We start from the raw sequence: 17826 nt of genomic DNA, 5'->3' as shown, positions 1-17826 counted from the left end.
AGTATGCATACTACCTATGAAAAATTCATAGTATTTGCTCACGTTTTTAAATAGTTTAAAGATTTTATGGAAGATAATTTTTCACCAAGAGTTAAAGATGTAATACAGTTCAGTAAAGAAGAAGCCTTACGTTTAGGGCACGATTTTATTGGTACTGAGCATTTAATTTTAGGAATGTTACGAGACGGAAATGGAAGTGCAATTGATATTTTAAACCTTTTAAATATTAACTTTGATTTGCTACGAAAAAAAGTAGAAATATTAAGTCCTGCGAACCCGAATGGACTGTCAACAAACGATAAAAAAAACTTACACTTAACGCGCCAAGCAGAAAGAGCATTAAAATATACGTTTTTAGAAGCAAAAGTTTTCAATACTACCTCCATAAGTACAGCTTTGTTGTTGTTATGTATGTTAAAAAACGAAAACGATCCAACAACAAAACTTTTAAACAAGTTGAAAATTAATTATGACAATGTAAAAGATATATATATGAGCCTGAATTCTAACGAAAATGAAGATATTTTTAAAGATACGCCAAGAGCAGAAAATTTCGATTCTAGTGAAGAAAATTACAAAGAAGATATGCCAAATCCAATAAGCAATAGCGGAAATAAAACTACGAAAAAGTCGAAAACACCTGTTTTAGATAATTTCGGAAGGGATTTAACTGAAATGGCTGAAGACGGAAAATTGGACCCAGTAGTAGGACGTGAAAAAGAAATTGAACGTGTATCGCAAATTTTAAGCAGAAGAAAGAAAAACAACCCTCTTTTAATTGGAGAACCAGGTGTTGGAAAATCAGCTATTGCTGAAGGTTTAGCGATTATGATTGTGAAGAAAAAAGTCTCTCGTATATTGTTTAACAAACGTGTAGTAACGTTAGATTTGGCTTCGTTAGTTGCCGGAACAAAATACCGAGGGCAGTTCGAAGAACGTATGAAGGCCGTAATGAATGAATTAGAAAAAAACAACGATATTATATTGTTTATTGACGAAATTCATACTATTGTTGGTGCCGGTGGCGCAACGGGTTCGCTTGATGCCAGTAATATGTTCAAACCTGCTTTAGCAAGAGGAGAAATCCAATGTGTGGGTGCCACAACTTTAGATGAGTATAGACAATATATTGAAAAAGATGGCGCTTTAGAACGACGCTTTCAAAAAGTAATTGTAGAGCCAACTACGATTGATGAAACTATCCTGATTTTAAATAATATCAAAGGAAAATATGAAGACCATCATAACGTAATTTATACACCCGAAGCTATAGAAGCTTGTGTAAAACTTACGAGTCGTTATATGACGGACCGATTTTTACCAGACAAAGCTATTGATGCTTTAGATGAAGCGGGTTCTCGTGTGCACATTACAAATATTGAAGTGCCAAAACAAATTTTAGAACTGGAAAAACAATTGGAAGAAGTTCGCGAACTGAAAAATTCAGTGGTTAAAAAACAAAAATTTGAAGAAGCAGCCAAATTACGTGATGACGAAAAGAAAATTGAAAAAGACTTAGCCATTGCGCAAGAAAAATGGGAAGAAGACGCTAAATCAAATCGTGTTGAAGTAACTGAAGACAATGTTGCTGATGTCGTTTCAATGATGACTGGAATACCTGTAAACCGAATAGCGCAAACAGAAACCAATAAACTGGCTAAATTACCTGAACTGATTAAAGGAAAAGTAATTGGTCAAGATGAAGCCGTACAAAAAATAGCCAAATCTATTCAGAGAAACCGAGCGGGTTTAAAAGATCCTAACAAACCAATTGGTTCATTTATCTTTTTAGGGTCTACAGGCGTGGGAAAAACACAATTGGCTAAAGTGTTAGCTAAAGAATTATTTGATTCTGAAGATGCGTTAATTCGTATCGACATGAGTGAATATATGGAAAAATTCGCAATTTCACGTTTAGTTGGCGCACCTCCAGGCTATGTTGGCTACGAAGAAGGCGGTCAGTTAACCGAAAAAATTAGAAGAAAACCTTATGCTGTTGTCTTGTTAGACGAAATTGAAAAAGCACATCCCGATGTATTTAATATGATGCTTCAAGTTTTAGACGATGGTTTTTTAACGGATAGTTTGGGTAGAAAAATCGATTTTAGAAACACCATAATTATTATGACTTCTAATATTGGAGCTCGTCAATTAAAAGATTTCGGACAAGGTGTTGGTTTTGGAACTGCTGCAAAAACAGCTCAAGCTGATGATTACAACAAATCGGTAATTGAAAATGCTTTGAAAAAAGCGTTTGCACCCGAATTTTTAAACCGTATTGATGATGTAATTGTATTTAATAGTTTAGAAAAACATGATATTGATAAAATTATCGATATTGAAATGGAAAAACTTATTTTACGAATTAAAGACTTAGGATATACGTTTACCATTTCTGAAAAAGCAAAAGATTTTATTGCTGAAAAAGGTTTTGACAAACAATTTGGAGCACGACCATTAAAAAGAGCCATCCAAAAATATGTAGAAGATGCGCTTGCCGAAGAAATAATAACTTCAAAAATACATGAAGGCGATGAAATCTTTATGGATTTAGATGAAGCCTCACAAGAACTAATTGTAACGGTAATGAAAACAGAAAAACCTGCTAACTAGCAGGTTTTTTTTTATATATAAATTATCGATAAATATTTCTATAATTTATGTATTGCATAAAAAAAGACACCCATAAAGGATGTCTTTAATATTTTTAATGTGGTATAAATACTAGTTAATTTTGATAGCTAAACCTGCCATGAAATTAATTCCACCAATACTTCTTTTTTGAGTATAAGAACCACCATCATATTTATAATCTCCAGATAAACCAGCTCCTTCATATCCTAATTGAATATTTCCTCCAACTTTTTCCCAATAATAATAGTTTAAACCTACATTAACACCATATGATAAACCTGAAGCTTTATAAGAATCGGTTGATAGATCAAAACCTGCAAATTTATCAGTTGCAGAAGCAAAACCAACATTAACTCCTCCATAAATATTCAAGTCGTCATCATTTAGAATGTAATATCTTGATTGAGCATTGATGTTAAACAAAGACATAGTTGTAGATGCACCAAAAGTACCAAAACCATCAAGGGAAGTTAAATTTTTTGGAGTTAAAACGTAAGCACCAGTTGTTAAACCAAGTCCTACACTTATTTTATCATTCAAACCATAGTGTACGTTTAAACCATAAGTTCCAGAGGCAAATTTATATTTATCTTCATAAGAAACATTTTCTTCTGTATATTTATCAGTTACGTTTCCACCAAAAGCAAAACCTCCTAATAAATTAATATGAATTGTTCCTTCGCTATTAGATTGAGAATAACCTAATACTGAAACTGCAAAAGCAGCTACTAATAATACTTTTTTCATAATTTTTAAATTTAGTTTTTTAAAATTTTTTCAAATATATAAAAATTATTTATCCCAAAAAATTATTTCTTCAAAAAAGGCATTTTGACCACTTTTGCTTTAATGTCTTTATTTCTAATTCTAATATAAATTTCAGAATCTGGAGATGCTAATGCTGTTGGAACATATCCCATTCCTATTGCAATTCCTAAACTTGGTGATTGTGTTCCAGAAGTTACAATTCCTACTACATTTCCATTAGCATCTGCAATTTCATAATCGTGACGAGGAATGCCTCTATCAATCATTTCAAAACCAACTAATTTTTTAGAAACACCAGCTTCTTTTTGTTGTTTCAAGTTTTCTGAATTCGTAAACTCTTTTTCGAATTTTGTAATCCAACCCAAACCAGCTTCCAAAGGAGAAGTAGTATCATTAATATCGTTTCCGTATAAACAGAAACCCATTTCTAATCGCAAAGTATCACGAGCAGCTAAACCGATTGGTTTAATTCCGAAAGCTGCTCCAGCTTCAAAAACTTTTGCCCAAATAGTTATGGCATCTTCATTTTTAAAATAAATTTCAAATCCACCTGAACCTGTATAACCCGTTGCAGAGACAATAACATCTTGTTTTCCTGCAAATTCACCAATTTGGAACGAATAATATCCCATATTCACTAAATCTATTGAAGTCAAACTCTGCATTGCTTCAGCAGCTTTTGGTCCTTGAATAGCTAATAACGAATAATCATCCGAAAGATTTTGCATTTCCACACCTAAATCATTGTGTTTAGAAATCCAATTCCAATCTTTTTCAATATTAGAAGCATTTACGACTAACATATAATGATTGTCAGCGATTTTGTATATGATTAAATCATCAACAATTCCTCCTTCATTATTTGGCAAACAAGAATATTGTGCTTTTCCATCTACTAACTTAGAAGCATCATTAGAGGTTACTTTCTGAATTAAAGCCAATGCATTTTCTCCTTTTAAGAAAAATTCTCCCATATGCGATACATCAAAAACCCCAACTCCAGTTCGTACCGTTTCGTGTTCTGCGTTTACTCCTTCATATTGAACAGGCATATTGTAACCTGCAAACGGAACCATTTTTGCTCCTAAACTTTCGTGAATAGCTGTTAATGCTGTATTTTTCATTGTATGATTTTATAAAATTTAAAGTTGCTAATGTATTGAAAATTCTTAAAAAAATAAAGCCAAAAACCTATAAATAGTAAGAAATTCACAAAATATTGTTTTAATACTGAAAATAGTTGCATTTTAGAATTTGTTTGTAGAATTTTGACAGCTAAAACAAAATCAAATGCATTATATAGATTCATCAGTACTTACAATAGAAAAAGTTAGAGAAATTATTTTTGAAGGAAAAAAATTAGCCCTTTCAGAAGAAGCTATTTCAAAAATTGAACGATGCAGAACGTATTTGGATGAAAAAATGGCTTCTAACGACAAAGCTATTTACGGAATTAATACTGGTTTTGGATCTTTATACAATATTAAAATTTCGACAGAAAATTTAACCAAACTTCAAGAAAACTTAATGAAATCTCACGCTTGTGGTACTGGTGACGAAGTACCTCACGAGATTGTAAAAATAATGTTGTTATTAAAAATTCAATCTTTGAGTTATGGACATTCAGGTGTGCAATTAGTAACCGTTAATAGATTAATTGATTTTTACAATAATGAAATTTTACCTGTAGTTTACACACAAGGTTCATTAGGAGCAAGCGGCGATTTATCACCTTTAGCTCATTTATGTTTACCATTAATAAATGAAGGCGAAGTGTATTACGATGGATTCCGTCAACCAGCGCATAAAGTTTTAGAAAAATTGAACTTATCGCCTATTACATTAAAATCAAAAGAAGGTTTAGCGTTGTTGAATGGAACGCAATTTATGAGCGCTTATGGTGTATACAATTTAATTCAAGCGGATAAATTAGCACATTTAGCAAACATTGTTTCCGCAGTTTCTTTAGAAGGTTTTGATGGAAGAAAAGAGCCTTTTAATGAATTAATTCATTTGGTACGACCACATAATGGGCAATTAGCAACAGCAGCTCATATGTTAGAATTATTAGAAGATAGCGAAATTATTGCCCAACCAAAAAAACACGTACAAGATCCGTATTCTTTTAGATGTATTCCGCAAGTTCACGGTGCCTCTAAAGATGTAATTGACCACGTAAAAAAAGTATTTACTACCGAAATTAATTCGGTAACTGACAATCCAAATATTTTTGTTGGTGAAGATGAAATTATTTCTGGTGGAAATTTTCACGGACAACCTTTAGCAATGGCTTTAGATTATTTAGGAATTGCTTTGGCAGAATTAGGAAGCATTTCCGAAAGAAGAACCTATCAATTAATTTCTGGTTTAAGAGAATTGCCGGCGTTTTTAGTAAGTAATCCTGGATTAAATTCTGGATTTATGATTCCGCAATATACCGCGGCGAGCATTGTTAGTCAGAACAAACAATTAGCAACTCCAGCAAGTATTGATAGCATTGTATCCAGTAACGGACAAGAAGATCATGTAAGCATGGGAGCAAATGCAGCTACAAAAACATTAAAAATTGTTGAAAATTTAGAACGTATTTTAGCAATTGAATTATTTAATGCTTCGCAAGCTATCGAATTTAGAAGACCATTAAAATCGAGCGATTTCATTGAAATGTTTATAAAAACGTATAGAGAAGAAGTGCCTTTAGTTACAGAAGATAGAATTTTACATTATGACATTGAAAAGTCAATTCAGTTTTTGAAAAGTTTTCAAGTGGAAATGAATTAATCCTTATTTCGTTTAGGTCTTTTTACTAATTCACCTTGGCAATTTGGACAAACATTTGCCATTTCTGTAGCGCACGATTCACAAAATGTGCATTCATAACTGCAAATACAAGCTTCTGATTGCATATTTAAAGAAATAGTGCATTTCTCGCAAGTTGTTTTGTATTCCAACGCCATTATTTATTTTTTACTAAATAAATCATAATTGCAGCACCAAAAATAATTTCTAAAACCACGCCTGTATTAAAAATTAATGTTGCACCAGGCCAATGCATAATTTTAAATAAAGCACCGAAAGCCACAATAAAACTACAAGTGATAAGTATAAGTAATAATTTTTTGAAATTGTTTTGCATATTACTTAATGTTTTTTTCAATAGCTTTTATCATTTCACCAGCGATATCTTTTTGAGTGGCGCCTTCAATTCCTTCTAATCCAGGAGATGAATTCACTTCTAACAACAAAGGTCCTTTTGAAGATCGAATAATATCTACTCCAGCCACTTTTAAATTCATCGCTTTAGCTGCTTTTATGGCAATTCTTTTTTCATCAGCGGTAACTTTAACTATGGATGCCGTACCACCTAAATGAATATTTGCACGAAATTCGCCAGGTGCAGCTTCTCGTTGCATAGCAGCTACTACTTTTCCGTCTACAACAAATAAACGTAAATCTTTACCATTGGCTTCCTTAATAAATTCTTGAACTAAGATATTCGCATTCAAACTTTTAAACGCATTAATAACCGATTCGGCGGCTTTTTTAGTTTCTGCTAAAACGACTCCTTTTCCTTGGGTTCCTTCAAGTAATTTTACAATTAACGGTGAGCCACCTACCATTTTTATTAAATCGTCAGTATCTAATGGAGAATTAGCAAAACCAGTAGTGGGTATGTCTACACCGTTATTTAATAATAATTGTAAAGAAAATAACTTATCTCGAGATTGAGTGATGGCCGCAGCATTGTTTAAAGCATACACTTTTAGAGCTTCAAATTGTCTGGTTAAGGCACAACCATAATAGGTCATACTTGGACGAATACGAGGGATAATGGCATCAAAATCCTTTAAAACCAAACCACCACGATAGTGAATTTCTGGATTAGAAGCACTTAACTTCATATAACAATATTTGATGTTTAAAAAATGCATTTCATGTCCACGCATTTCTCCAGCTTCAATAATACGTCGGTTGCTATATAAATCTGGATTACTTGCTAATAATCCAATTTTTAAACCTTTTTTCTCAGGTTCACTATAATAAAATTCTTTTAAACTTTCTGTAGTGGGTTGACCTAATTCAAACTTTTTTTCAGGGTCAACAATTAATCTTCCCACCATTGCTTCTCTTCCTAACAACATTCTGAATCCCATAGAATCTCTGTTAGTAAGCGTAACCTCAACTTGCCAATTGTGATTACCTAATCCTACTTCTGTACGAATTACATAACGCTTTTCTCTGGTTCCATTAGAGCTTTTTACAATTCGTTGATCTACTAATTGCGCTTCACAATGAATGATAGATTTTGAATTATTTTGGATCGGATTGATATCAAATTTCAACCATTCTTCTCCATTTTTATCAAATACTTTGATATTAATAGCGTGTAACGCAGATGTTTTAGCTCCAGAATCTACACGAGCTTTTATTGCGGGAATTCCTAATTGTGGGAACGAACACCATTCTTCACTTCCTATTAATGTTTTATCTTGCATTTGCGAATATTTTAAAATCTAATATAGTATTATTTTTAATGTAATATGCTACCTAATTGTTATTTTTTTGGAAATATATTGTCTTCCTTTTTAACATCTGCCATTAAATCACTTGGATCAATAACCACTGATTTTATAGCACCTTTATTTGAATTTATATCAATGGTGTAAGTAGGAATCGCCCAATCCCAACCTGATAAAACGTTTCTGTTATATGTATACAGATTTGGTTTTTCCCAGCGCATTAGCGTATTTGGAATATAAAAATATTCTTTAGTACCGTTTTCAAATTCAACGATTACATCTAAAGGCATCGGCATTCTCCCTTTTCTCTCTAAAACGATTTTATTATTTTCTACAGACTTAATAGCATAATCTATTGTATTTGTAGTTTGTGTCCATTCGTTTAAATACCAATCTAAATTAGCACCTGAAACTTTTTCAGCAGTTCGCTTAATATCATTTGGAGTTGGATGTGTAAATTTATAATCCGAATAATATTTTTTAATCGTTTTATCTAAATTTTCATGTCCAATGATATATCCCAATTGTGCTAAAAATATTTCTCCTTTACTATATGCACCAATTCCGTACGATTGATTATAATCATATCGGTCTGCATGCGTTGTTAATGGTTGTTCTTTTCCCGAATTGGCTAAAAAAACATAATTATTGTACGAATCTGCAAACGGGCTTTCTGGTTCTTTTGGAGGTAAAATTTCATTCATAGCTAAATTAGAAATATATGAAGTAAATCCTTCATCCATCCAACAATGTTTTGATTCATTAGTAGCCAAAATATGTTGAAACCAACTATGCGCAAATTCATGAGCGGTTACACCAACCAAACTGCCATAGCTTCTATTTCCAGTTATCAAGGTACACATGGCATACTCCATACCACCATCGCCACCTTGAATAACGGAATATTGTTTGTACGGATATTGCCCAACATTTTTATTGAAATAGGCTAATAATTCAGCGGTTTTATGCTGCATTTTTTTCCAATTTTCTATGTTCTCTTTTTTGTTTTTATAGAAGAAGTGTAATTCCGTTTCATTTTCACCCATAATTTTATCGTGAATGTATTCTGGATCTGCACCCCAAGCAAAATCATGAACGTTTGGTGCTATGAAATGCCAAGTTAATGATGATGTTTTTTTCGGATAAGTAACCACAACACCTGCATCTTCATACCCTTTTCCAATTTCATTTTTATTTTGAAGATAACCTGTACTTCCTATAGTATAGTCTTTGTCAATAGTGATTTTTACATCAAAATTTCCCCAAACACCATGAAATTCTCTTGCTATATAGGTGTCTGCATGCCAGCCTTCAAAATCATATTCAGCCATTTTAGGATACCATTGTGTCATGGAAAGCGCTACATTTTCTTCTGAATTTCTTCCAGAACGACGAATTTGTAATGGTACTTGTCCTTCAAAATCTAAAGTGAATGTGGTTGCCGATTTAGGTAAAATTGCTTGAGGCAAAGTAACTTCTAAAATGGTTCCTACTACTCTACTTTGTGCAGCAATTCCATTTTGTTTACAATTTGAAACCAACAAATATCCAATTTCGTTTGGTTGCAAAGTACTTATTCTACTTTCTTTTATTTCTTTTGCATCTTTTGTAAACTTACGAACCATTCGTTTGTCTGGATCCGAAATAGTTTGCAAACGCATATCCATGGCACTTCCTGGCTGAAACGCATTTGGATACAAATGAAAAAAAACTTTCTTTAACGTATCAGGGGAATTATTTGTGTAAATTAATTCTTGATTTCCTTTATATTGGTATTTTTTCACATCCATATTCACGTTCATTTTATAATCAACATGCTGTTGCCAATATCCTGAATTTGGATTGTTTTGTGCGAATGAAATTCCTGTTAAAAGAATTAAAAAATGTTTAAATGTATTTTTCATTTGTAACTGTTTTATGTAAAAAGAAAACCACAAAGATAAACGACTAGGTATCTCTTTGTGGTTACTGTATGTTTTTGATGTTTTATTTTTTAGTCATTTTTTCAGCTAATAACAAAGCATTATATGCATTTACTATTTTTCCAGATTTAGACACTTCAGAAAAGTTAACCTTTTTTTTATCTTCACCTACAGAAATCATATTTTTTAACGATGTACCACTTTCCATAATAATTTGTTTCACCTCAACGGAAGTTAAACTTGGATAGTAAGCACGAACTAATGCAGCAACACCCGCTACATTTGGTGAAGCCATTGAAGTACCTTGCAAATATTCATAGGTATTTAAAGGAGTGGTTGCGTAAATTTTTTCACCTGGTGCAAAAATATCAACATTATTTTTTCCATAATTTGAAAAAGAAGCTACCATTTTAGATCCATAATCTGGAGAAAGTGCGCCAATAATTAAAACGTTATTAGCATATTCTGGTGAGTTATCATACGTGTCATTTGGATATTTATTCGTTACATCTAAATCATATGATTCGTTTCCTGCAGCAATTACTACAAGTACGTCTTTAGATGCCGCATATTTTATGGCATCTATAACCCATTCTTTGTTTTGAGAAAAATATTTCCCAAAAGAACCATTGATTACTTTTGCTCCATTATCTACTGCATAACGAATTCCTAAAGCAATATCTTTATCGTATTCATCACCATCAGGAACCGCTCGAACTGCCATAATTGAAACAACAGAGCTTGCTACTCCATCGCCACCTTTTTTATTACCTCTTACTTGCGCCACAATACCCGCAACATGAGTACCGTGTTTAGCTTCTTTTGGCTCAGGACCTACCACATTATTATTCCCGTATTTTGTGTCATTGATATCATCTGGATTATCGCCAACTATTTTTCTACCATCGTATGCTACATTCAAATTATAATTTAATTGTCCATAAACATGGTCTTTAAAATCAATAATTTCTTTATCAAAATCAGCTTTAGTCATTCCTGTTAAAAACTGAGAAAACATTGCTTTTGCTTGTAACAAACCTTGATCTTTAGTATCAATTTTTTTAACTTCCTCTAAAGTAAAGTTATCTTTTTTAAGATGTGATTTAATAGCTTTTTCAGCGTTTAAAATCATATCTAATTGCTGCTTATCTTGTTGCAATCCTTTAATATCTTCTTCTAATTTTGCTTTTGCTCTTTCATAATCAGGAGTATTTGGACCTTTTTTTACAATACGTGTCATTTCTAATTGCTCATGAACAGCATCTCCTAAAAAATTCCAACCATGAATATCATCTATATACCCATTTTTATCATCATCAATATTATTTCCAGCAATTTCTTTTGGATTGGTCCAAATAACCGATTTTAAATCTTCGTGATTAATATCTACACCAGAATCTACAATTCCAACAATCACTTTCGTTCCTTTTTTCCCTTTTAATACTTCAGCATACGCTTTATCCACACTCATACCTGGTACAGTGTCTTTCACTAAATCTAAATGACTCCAACGCTGCAAGTCTTTTTCTTTTAAAGGCGTTGTTTTTAAAGGCATTCTATCAATATTCTCAACCGGAGTTGAAACCATTTTAGCTGATCCGCAACCAGATAAAACGATTGCTAAGGCAAATGATAGATATAAAGGTTTAAATTGAATTTTCATATTCGTATAATTTTATTTAATTTAATAATTAGTAAGTATTTCAAAAGGTTTGTTACAAGAATAAAGTACTAAAAGATATCTTCACATCTAAAAACTTCTTTTAATCTCACCCCTTTTTCTGTTTTTTCTACAGTGATAATTTGATTGTGTGCATCGTGCTCTAAAAACAAATAGTAATTATTTTCTGCAGCTGCATTCATAAATTTTGCTTTTTCGTCCATAGTTAAAAGCGGTCTGGTATCGTATCCCATAACATATGGAATAGGAATGTGTCCAGCTGTGGCCAATAAATCAGCACAAAAAACAATGGTTTTTCCATTATAATTAATATGTGGAAGCATTTGTTTTTCGGTATGACCATCTGCAAAAAAGATGCCAAAATCTAATTCTGAAGTAGCTAGGAAATCACTCTCGGTACGATTAATAAATTTCAACTGACCACTTTCCTGCATTGGTAAAATATTTTCATGCAAAAATGAAGCTTTTTCACGAGAATTAGGTTGAGTTGCCCACTCCCAGTGATTTTTATTTGTCCAATAATTCGCATTTTTAAAAGCTACTTCATAACCTGTTTTATCGTTATTCCAATTTACAGAACCACCACAATGATCAAAATGTAAATGTGTCATAAAAACATCTGTAATATCATCTTTATGGAATCCATATTTAGCTAATGATTTGTCTAAACTTTCATCGCCCCAAAGAGAATAATAGCCAAAAAATTTATCGGATTGTTTATTTCCCATTCCGGTATCTATTAATGTCAGTTTATTTCCATCTTCAATAAGCAAACATCTGGCAGCAATATCTATTAAATTATTAGCGTCTGCAGGATTGGTTTTATTCCATATTGTTTTAGGAACAACGCCAAACATAGCGCCACCGTCTAGCTTAAAATTTCCTGCTTCTATTGGATATAATTTCATGATTTATATTTTTTGCCAAATTACAAAATTTTCAATAAAAGAAAACTATGAAAATATAAGTTATAAAAATGTTATCAAACCTTGTAAAAAGTTTTTTTAGGTTTATCTTTGCAGAGTTAATTTAGACAAAATCAAAATAAGGAATACGAAACAAAAATAATTAATAACTAAGTTATGATAAAAGTATCTGAATCTGCAAGTAAAAAAATTATTGATATGATGAAGGAAGAAGGTTTTGATGCTGCAACTGATTATGTCCGTGTTGGTGTAAAAAGTGGCGGTTGTTCTGGACTTTCTTATGAATTAAAATTTGATAAGGCGTTAGGCGAAAATGATAAAGTTTTCGAAGATAGCAATGTAAAAATTGCTGTTGAAAAAAAATCATTTTTATATTTAGCTGGAACTATTTTAGAATTCTCAGGAGGCTTAAACGGAAAAGGGTTTGTTTTTAATAACCCAAATGCACAAAGAACATGTGGATGTGGGGAAAGTTTTTCGCTTTAACAGAATCTAAAAAAGGGAACAATCTAAAAAATTTAAAAAATGGCAAAGTACAACTCATTTGAAGAAATGGAAGTTTATCAAAAAGCTTTACAATTTGGTGTAAAAGTTTATAAATTGACATTATCAGATGAAAAAATTGCTAAAGATTACGGTTTGAAAGACCAATTACAAAGAGCTGCCTTATCAATATCTAACAACATAGCGGAGGGTTTTGAACGTGAAACGAAAAAAGAATTAATTAGATTTTTATATTTTTCAAAAGGATCAGCAGGAGAATGTAGAAATATGTTTAATTTTTTATTGTCATTAGAATACATAAATAATGACAATTATTATGAATATAAAATAATGTTTTAGAAATTTCAAAACAATTAGGGAATTACATAAAATATTTAAAAAACTTAGAAAAACAAGATAAACTAAATCAAAAAAATCTATAATTCTAAAAAAATAAATTGGCTACATATTAAATAGTTTAATAAATTTTTTAGATTTTTAGATCTTTTAGATCTTTTAGATAAAAAAATGAGTAAATACACAGAAGACGATTTAAAAGTCGAATTAGAAAATAAAGAATACGAATACGGATTTTATACTGAATTAGAATCGGAAACGTTTCCTATTGGTTTAAATGAAGATATTGTGCGTGCGATTTCTATAAAGAAAAACGAACCACAATGGATGACCGATTGGCGTTTAGAAGCATTCGCCGCGTGGAAACAAATGGAAGAACCAGAATGGGCAAATGTTAAGTATACAAAACCAGATTTTCAAGCTATTGCCTATTATTCGGCACCAAAAAAATCGGATCCAAATAAAACATTAGATGATGTTGATGCGGAATTATTAGAAATGTACAAAAAACTTGGAATTTCTATTGACGAGCAGAAAAAAATGAATAATGTAGCAATGGATATTGTTGTTGATTCTGTTTCAGTAGCCACTACATTCAAAAAAACATTAGGCGAAAAAGGGATCATTTTTTGTCCTATTTCAGAAGCTATTCAAGAACATCCCGAATTAGTAAAAAAATATTTAGGAACTATTGTACCGCAAAAAGATAATTTTTACGCCGCTTTAAATTCAGCCGTTTTCTCTGATGGAAGTTTTTGTTATATTCCAAAAGGCGTGAAATGTCCGATGGAATTGTCAACTTATTTTAGAATCAATCAAGGTGGTACTGGGCAGTTTGAAAGAACGCTTGTAATTGCCGACGAAGGAAGTTATGTCTCTTACCTTGAAGGATGTACAGCTCCAAGTCGTGATGAAAATCAACTTCACGCTGCAGTTGTAGAATTAATTGCTTTAGATGATGCAGAAATAAAATATTCAACCGTTCAAAACTGGTATCCAGGAAATAAAGAAGGAAAAGGTGGTGTATTCAATTTTGTAACCAAAAGAGGTTTATGTGAAAAAAACGCTAAAATATCTTGGACACAAGTTGAAACAGGTTCTGCTGTAACTTGGAAATATCCATCTTGTGTTTTAAAAGGAGATAATTCTATTGGTGAATTCTACTCTATCGCTGTAACAAATAATTTCCAACAAGCGGATACGGGAACAAAAATGATTCATTTAGGTAAAAATACTAAATCAACCATTATTTCAAAAGGAATTTCAGCTGGTAAATCACAAAATAGTTACCGTGGATTGGTTCAAATTAGTAAAAACGCTGATAATGCCAGAAACTTCTCGCAATGTGATAGTTTACTTATGGGTAACAATTGTGGTGCACATACATTTCCATACATAGAAAGTAAAAACACAAGTGCAAAAATAGAACACGAAGCCACCACATCAAAAATTGGTGAAGACCAAGTGTTTTATTGCAACCAAAGAGGGATTCCAACAGAAAAAGCAATTGCTTTAATTGTAAATGGTTTCAGTAAAGAAGTCTTAAATAAATTACCAATGGAATTTGCAGTGGAAGCTCAAAAATTATTGGAAATTAGTTTAGAAGGAAGTGTGGGTTAAATTTAAAAAGATTAGTTATGGATTTAGTTTTAAAAAACGTTAAGAAAAAAGATTTTCCTGTTTTAAAATCTTTAGCAAAAGCACTTGGTTTTGAAATTATTGATAAAATCGAAAAACCATATAATCCAGAATTTGTTAAAGAAATATTGGATGCAGAAAAAAGTATAAAAGAAGGAAAAGGTGTTACAATTAATTTAGAAGACTTGTGGAAGTAATCAAGAACACCGAATCATTTATCAAGTTATAGACTAAAACACAATAGAAATTTTAAATATTTTGTCTTTAAAAGGACATTACGAATAATAAAAAAACAATATGTTACAAATTAAAAACTTACACGCTTCAGTAGAAGACAAAGAAATATTAAAAGGAATTAATTTAGAAGTAAAAGCGGGAGAAGTTCACGCAATTATGGGACCAAATGGCGCTGGAAAAAGTACCCTTTCATCTATAATTGCTGGAAACGAAAACTATAACGTAACTGCTGGTGAAATTATTTTAGAAGGTGAAGACATCTCTGAATTAGCTCCAGAAGAAAGAGCTCATAAAGGGGTTTTCTTATCTTTTCAATATCCAGTAGAAATACCTGGAGTTTCGGTAACAAATTTTATGAAAACGGCTATTAACGAATCGCGAAAAGCTCGTGGACAAGAAGATATGCCGGCTAATGAAATGTTGAAATTAATTCGTGAAAAATCAGAATTATTAGAAATAGATAGAAAGTTCTTATCTCGTTCTCTTAACGAAGGTTTTTCTGGTGGAGAAAAAAAACGAAATGAGATTTTTCAAATGGCGATGTTAGAACCAAAATTAGCCATTCTTGACGAAACAGATTCTGGTTTAGATATTGATGCTTTACGTATTGTTGCTAATGGTGTGAACAAACTAAAAAATGAAACTAATGCTGTTTTAGTGATTACGCACTACCAAAGATTATTAGATTATATAGTTCCTGATTTTGTACACGTTTTGATGGATGGAAAAATCGTTAAATCTGGCGATGCCTCTTTAGCATTAGAATTAGAAGAAAAAGGATACGATTGGATTAAAAACGAAGTAGTATAAAAATTTGTTTCAGGTTTTAAGTTTCAAGTTTACTTAATAAAAATACACGCAAATAATTAAATTTAATATAAGCCATGGCAACAATTACAAAGTTTGAAGATTTAGAAATTTGGCAAGAAGCCAGAAAATTAACTAAAGAAATTTTTCTAATTTCAAAAGAAACTGATTTAAAACAAGATTTCCGATTTAAAGAACAAATAAAAGCATCATCGGGTTCTGTAATGGACAATATTGCAGAAGGGTTTGAAAGAGATGGGAATATAGAATTTAGACAATTTTTATCAATTGCAAAAGGTTCAGCTGGTGAAACGCGTTCACAAATTTATAGACTATTTGATTATGAATATATTTCAGAAGAAAAATTCATTGAATTAAAAATTAAATGTGAAAATTTAAGTGGGAAAATTAAAAACTTTATCACTTATTTAAATAAAAAAGATTTCAAAGGAAACAAGTTCCAATAACTTGAAACTTTAAACCTGAAACTCCGAAGGAAACAAAAAAAGAAAATGGAATTAAAAGAAAAAATACTATCGTCTTTTATGGCGTTTGAAGAAAAAATTGCTGATGTAAACAATGATTTACACGACATTAGAACTTCAGCTATAAAACACTTTGAAAATAAAGGTTTTCCTTCTAAAAAAGAGGAAGCCTGGAAATATACCTCGTTAAATGCCATTTTAAAAAATGATTTTAGTGTATTTCCTAAAAAAGAAAATACAGTAGAATTTGCTGATGTAAAAAAATACTTCTTAAATGAAGTGGATACGTATAAAGTTGTATTTATTGACGGGAAATTCAGTTCACATCTATCATCAACTACGCACGATGGTTTAGATGTTTGCTTGATGTCTTCGGCTTTAAACAAACCAAAATACAAGATGTACATTGACGAATATTTCAACAAAATTGCGAATAAAGAAGATAGTTTAACATCATTAAACACTGCTTTTTCTCAAGAAGGTGCGTATGTAAATATTCCAAAGAGCAAAGTGGTTGACAAACCTATAGAAATTTTATATTTTTCAACAGGTTCTGAAGCTGCATTAATGACACAGCCTCGAAATTTAATAATTGTGGGCGAAAATGCACACGTACAAATTGTAGAACGTCACCAGAGTTTAAATAGCAATCCCGTTTTAACAAATTCGGTTACAGAAATTTTCGCTCAAAAACGTGCTATTGTTGATTTTTATAAAGTGCAAAACGATTTACAAACTGCGAATTTAATTGACAATACATACATTGCTCAAAAACAAGACAGTCACGTTTCGGTTCATACATTTTCGTTTGGAGGAAATATTACTAGAAACAATTTAAACTTCTACCATCAAGGCGAACATATTGATTCTACTTTAAAAGGTATAACAATTATTGGCGACAAACAACATGTTGATCATTATACTTTAGTGCAACACGCCACGCCAAATTGTGAAAGTCATCAAAACTATAAAACCATTTTAGATGGAAATGCCACTGGTGTTTTTAATGGTAAAATTTTCGTAGAAAAAGAAGCCCAAAAAACAGATGCCTTTCAGCAAAATAATAATATTCTATTAAGTGATAAAGCAACTATTAACGCGAAACCTCAATTGGAAATTTTTGCAGATGATGTAAAATGTTCACACGGTTGTACTATTGGACAGTTAGATGAAAGTGCGATGTTTTATATGCAACAACGTGGAATTGGTAAAAAAGAAGCCAAAGCATTATTAATGTACGCGTTTACCAGTGAAGTGACTAATAGTGTGAAAATTCCAGAATTAAGAAGTAAAATCGCTCGAATTATTGCCGATAAATTAGGCGTAAATATGGGATTTGATTTATAAAAAAACAATTATATAAAAAAG

17 protein-coding genes are annotated in these 17826 nt (G+C 31.6%); 9 read left to right on the top strand and 8 right to left on the bottom strand.

What is annotated here, in order from left to right:
• Window positions 1–66: 66 nt before the first annotated feature.
• Window positions 67–2613 carry an ATP-dependent Clp protease ATP-binding subunit gene (locus tag ACIQ16_RS02930; protein WP_396148509.1) on the top strand — a complete coding sequence of 849 codons (2547 nt, stop codon included), beginning with the start codon at window positions 67–69 and terminating at the stop codon, window positions 2611–2613.
• Between the two features lie 111 nt (window positions 2614–2724).
• On the opposite strand, the gene ACIQ16_RS02925 is transcribed toward ACIQ16_RS02930, so the two are convergent.
• Both ACIQ16_RS02925 and gcvT read right to left on the bottom strand, forming a co-directional pair.
• Entirely contained in the window at window positions 2725–3381 is a 657-nt protein-coding gene (locus ACIQ16_RS02925; protein WP_396148507.1) for a hypothetical protein, read from the bottom strand.
• A gap of 62 nt (window positions 3382–3443) precedes the next feature.
• Window positions 3444–4526, bottom strand: a complete 1083-nt coding sequence (gcvT, locus tag ACIQ16_RS02920; protein ID WP_396148505.1) for a glycine cleavage system aminomethyltransferase GcvT — start codon at window positions 4524–4526, stop codon at window positions 3444–3446.
• A 166-nt stretch (window positions 4527–4692) separates the two neighbouring features.
• Between gcvT and hutH the strand changes: the two genes are divergently transcribed.
• Window positions 4693–6183 (top strand): histidine ammonia-lyase, encoded by a 1491-nt coding sequence (hutH, locus tag ACIQ16_RS02915; RefSeq protein WP_396148503.1) that lies wholly within the window; start codon window positions 4693–4695, stop codon window positions 6181–6183.
• Here the strand turns inward: hutH and ACIQ16_RS02910 are convergent.
• The 6 genes from ACIQ16_RS02910 to ACIQ16_RS02885 form a co-directional block, all read right to left on the bottom strand.
• Window positions 6180–6359, bottom strand: a complete 180-nt coding sequence (locus tag ACIQ16_RS02910) for a DUF1272 domain-containing protein (protein ID WP_396148501.1) — start codon at window positions 6357–6359, stop codon at window positions 6180–6182. The two genes, hutH and ACIQ16_RS02910, sit on opposite strands and share 4 nt — an antisense overlap.
• Window positions 6359–6538 carry a hypothetical protein gene (locus tag ACIQ16_RS02905; protein ID WP_396148499.1) on the bottom strand — a complete coding sequence of 60 codons (180 nt, stop codon included), beginning with the start codon at window positions 6536–6538 and terminating at the stop codon, window positions 6359–6361. The genes ACIQ16_RS02910 and ACIQ16_RS02905 overlap by 1 nt, the downstream gene beginning before the upstream one ends.
• Before the next feature lies 1 nt (window position 6539).
• Entirely contained in the window at window positions 6540–7898 is a 1359-nt protein-coding gene (gene rimK, locus ACIQ16_RS02900; RefSeq protein ID WP_396148497.1) for a 30S ribosomal protein S6--L-glutamate ligase, read from the bottom strand.
• A gap of 59 nt (window positions 7899–7957) precedes the next feature.
• Entirely contained in the window at window positions 7958–9826 is a 1869-nt protein-coding gene (locus tag ACIQ16_RS02895; RefSeq protein WP_396148495.1) for a M1 family metallopeptidase, read from the bottom strand.
• Window positions 9827–9908: 82 nt separating this feature from the next.
• Entirely contained in the window at window positions 9909–11507 is a 1599-nt protein-coding gene (locus ACIQ16_RS02890; protein ID WP_396148493.1) for a S8 family peptidase, read from the bottom strand.
• 68 nt (window positions 11508–11575) lie between these two features.
• Entirely contained in the window at window positions 11576–12433 is an 858-nt protein-coding gene (locus tag ACIQ16_RS02885; RefSeq protein ID WP_396148490.1) for an MBL fold metallo-hydrolase, read from the bottom strand.
• A 174-nt stretch (window positions 12434–12607) separates the two neighbouring features.
• Here ACIQ16_RS02885 and ACIQ16_RS02880 point away from each other — a divergent pair, with 174 nt between their 5' ends.
• The 7 genes from ACIQ16_RS02880 (at window position 12608) to sufD (ending at window position 17805) form a co-directional block, all read left to right on the top strand.
• A complete protein-coding gene (locus tag ACIQ16_RS02880; RefSeq protein WP_396148488.1) occupies window positions 12608–12937 on the top strand; it encodes a HesB/IscA family protein in 330 nt (109 codons plus the stop codon).
• Window positions 12938–12976: 39 nt separating this feature from the next.
• The gene (locus tag ACIQ16_RS02875) at window positions 12977–13294 is read left to right on the top strand and encodes a four helix bundle protein (RefSeq protein WP_396148486.1); all 318 of its coding nucleotides are present in this window, start codon (window positions 12977–12979) and stop codon (window positions 13292–13294) included.
• A 168-nt stretch (window positions 13295–13462) separates the two neighbouring features.
• Window positions 13463–14911, top strand: a complete 1449-nt coding sequence (sufB, locus tag ACIQ16_RS02870; protein WP_291242478.1) for a Fe-S cluster assembly protein SufB — start codon at window positions 13463–13465, stop codon at window positions 14909–14911.
• 17 nt (window positions 14912–14928) lie between these two features.
• A complete protein-coding gene (locus ACIQ16_RS02865; protein ID WP_396148484.1) occupies window positions 14929–15126 on the top strand; it encodes a DUF2683 family protein in 198 nt (65 codons plus the stop codon).
• A gap of 100 nt (window positions 15127–15226) precedes the next feature.
• The gene (sufC, locus tag ACIQ16_RS02860; RefSeq protein WP_291242481.1) at window positions 15227–15976 is read left to right on the top strand and encodes a Fe-S cluster assembly ATPase SufC; all 750 of its coding nucleotides are present in this window, start codon (window positions 15227–15229) and stop codon (window positions 15974–15976) included.
• Between the two features lie 74 nt (window positions 15977–16050).
• Window positions 16051–16440 (top strand): four helix bundle protein, encoded by a 390-nt coding sequence (locus ACIQ16_RS02855; RefSeq protein WP_396148482.1) that lies wholly within the window; start codon window positions 16051–16053, stop codon window positions 16438–16440.
• Window positions 16441–16485: 45 nt separating this feature from the next.
• A complete protein-coding gene (sufD, locus tag ACIQ16_RS02850) occupies window positions 16486–17805 on the top strand; it encodes a Fe-S cluster assembly protein SufD (RefSeq protein WP_396148480.1) in 1320 nt (439 codons plus the stop codon).
• Window positions 17806–17826: the final 21 nt, after the last annotated feature.

The sequence above is a fragment of the Flavobacterium sp. genome (genome assembly GCF_044360715.1).
Classification (GTDB): Bacteria; Bacteroidota; Bacteroidia; order Flavobacteriales; family Flavobacteriaceae; genus Flavobacterium.
Note: the sequence above shows the minus strand (reverse complement) of the source record. Positions and strands in the feature narration are given on the sequence as shown.

Excerpts from the sequence above, each read along its gene's own strand:
- ACIQ16_RS02910 (WP_396148501.1), bottom strand. The coding sequence starts at position 6,359 with ATGGCGTTGGAATACAAAACAACTTGCGAGAAATGCACTATTTCTTTA.
- sufC (WP_291242481.1), top strand. The coding sequence starts at position 15,227 with ATGTTACAAATTAAAAACTTACACGCTTCAGTAGAAGACAAAGAAATA.
- rimK (WP_396148497.1), bottom strand. The coding sequence starts at position 7,898 with ATGCAAGATAAAACATTAATAGGAAGTGAAGAATGGTGTTCGTTCCCA.
- ACIQ16_RS02890 (WP_396148493.1), bottom strand. The coding sequence starts at position 11,507 with ATGAAAATTCAATTTAAACCTTTATATCTATCATTTGCCTTAGCAATC.
- ACIQ16_RS02930 (WP_396148509.1), top strand. The coding sequence starts at position 67 with ATGGAAGATAATTTTTCACCAAGAGTTAAAGATGTAATACAGTTCAGT.
- gcvT (WP_396148505.1), bottom strand. The coding sequence starts at position 4,526 with ATGAAAAATACAGCATTAACAGCTATTCACGAAAGTTTAGGAGCAAAA.
- sufB (WP_291242478.1), top strand. The coding sequence starts at position 13,463 with ATGAGTAAATACACAGAAGACGATTTAAAAGTCGAATTAGAAAATAAA.
- ACIQ16_RS02865 (WP_396148484.1), top strand. The coding sequence starts at position 14,929 with ATGGATTTAGTTTTAAAAAACGTTAAGAAAAAAGATTTTCCTGTTTTA.
- ACIQ16_RS02905 (WP_396148499.1), bottom strand. The coding sequence starts at position 6,538 with ATGCAAAACAATTTCAAAAAATTATTACTTATACTTATCACTTGTAGT.
- ACIQ16_RS02885 (WP_396148490.1), bottom strand. The coding sequence starts at position 12,433 with ATGAAATTATATCCAATAGAAGCAGGAAATTTTAAGCTAGACGGTGGC.
- ACIQ16_RS02875 (WP_396148486.1), top strand. The coding sequence starts at position 12,977 with ATGGCAAAGTACAACTCATTTGAAGAAATGGAAGTTTATCAAAAAGCT.
- ACIQ16_RS02855 (WP_396148482.1), top strand. The coding sequence starts at position 16,051 with ATGGCAACAATTACAAAGTTTGAAGATTTAGAAATTTGGCAAGAAGCC.
- ACIQ16_RS02925 (WP_396148507.1), bottom strand. The coding sequence starts at position 3,381 with ATGAAAAAAGTATTATTAGTAGCTGCTTTTGCAGTTTCAGTATTAGGT.
- ACIQ16_RS02895 (WP_396148495.1), bottom strand. The coding sequence starts at position 9,826 with ATGAAAAATACATTTAAACATTTTTTAATTCTTTTAACAGGAATTTCA.
- sufD (WP_396148480.1), top strand. The coding sequence starts at position 16,486 with ATGGAATTAAAAGAAAAAATACTATCGTCTTTTATGGCGTTTGAAGAA.
- ACIQ16_RS02880 (WP_396148488.1), top strand. The coding sequence starts at position 12,608 with ATGATAAAAGTATCTGAATCTGCAAGTAAAAAAATTATTGATATGATG.
- hutH (WP_396148503.1), top strand. The coding sequence starts at position 4,693 with ATGCATTATATAGATTCATCAGTACTTACAATAGAAAAAGTTAGAGAA.